Source organism: Clostridiisalibacter paucivorans DSM 22131 (genome assembly GCF_000620125.1).
GTDB classification, from domain to species: Bacteria; Bacillota; Clostridia; order Tissierellales; family Clostridiisalibacteraceae; genus Clostridiisalibacter; species Clostridiisalibacter paucivorans.
This window is the reverse complement of sequence record NZ_JHVL01000091.1, coordinates 1-1147: the sequence shown is the minus strand read 5'-3', so window position 1 is coordinate 1147 and position 1147 is coordinate 1. Positions and strand designations below refer to the sequence as shown.

Annotated in this window: 1 protein-coding gene; it reads left to right on the top strand. The window is 27.8% G+C overall.

Features of this window, described 5'->3' with window-relative positions; all coding sequences use genetic code 11:
- The first annotated feature begins 99 nt into the window (after positions 1-99).
- Entirely contained in the window at positions 100-1053 is a 954-nt protein-coding gene (locus tag Q326_RS0114855) for a hypothetical protein (protein ID WP_026896069.1), read from the top strand.
- Positions 1054-1147: the final 94 nt, after the last annotated feature.

Here is a 1147-nt window from a genome sequence, read left to right as displayed (position 1 = left end):
TATCTCTTTGTAAAAGTGTAATAAGAAATAAAATAAATTAATATGCTTAGAACACTTTTAAGAGTGGTTCTAAACATATTATACGAGGAGATGAAGTTAGTGAAAAAGGTTTTGTCAATTATTATGATTGTATGTATACTTTGTGTAAATGTGTCAAGTGTATTTGCTGTAAATAGAATAGGCAAAATAAATTATAGTAAAGTAAATTACGATAAAATTGAGAATAATTATGTACAAGCCTTAACTAAAGCCGGTAAATTAAAAGAAAAAGAGGATTTATTTGCTAATGAAAACATCGATTTTAATTATAAAAAATCAAATTCATCTACATATATAAAAACGTTTGATGATAATACTACAATTTCTGTTTCTGAAGATGGATATGCGGTATCGAAAATTGAAGGAAAATATATTAAAGTATTTGAAAATTTTAAAGGAGATGTAAAAAAAGTAAGAATTAATTTAGATTCTATTGAAAATAAGCTAGAAAAAATAAGAAATGCTGATGTGCATACAGAAATTACTCCTAGAAGCGAAACTTATGATGAAGAATTAGATAGTTTTATGGGATATTTTTCATATCATGAAAGAAGAGCAACAAATAACTATAGATATTATAGACTAACTGTACCAAAATCAGATGGGTCGTTAGAAACAATGGATAAAGGAAGAGGCACAGCTTTAGATGAAATACAGGAATGGGAAGAAACAGCAAGAATGTTTTTAGATAATCTGGAAAATTCTATTTATTTAGCTGAAGATTTAGAAGGAAGGATTGAAGATTTAGCCTTAGATGCTTTTGATTTAGTGCTAGATGTTGTTCCATATGGTAAAGTTGTAGAAGGATTTATGATAATGGCTGAAGCAGGTTTTGAGCTTAAGGAGAATGGATGGAAGGCTGCAACAATAACATTAATAACTTCGACAGTGTCATCTGTATCTGATTATATATCAAACGTGCAAACATTTGTTGACATGGGATATAGTGCTGCAGAATTTCCTACATATATTCTTTCTTTAAAACAGTTAAAGAAGAGGTTTGATGCTTTTTAAAATAATTGGGATATATCCCAATTATTTCAAAAAGGAGGGAGTATAGTATTGATTATGAATAATATTATATATGTATCACCTATATTGTATTGTT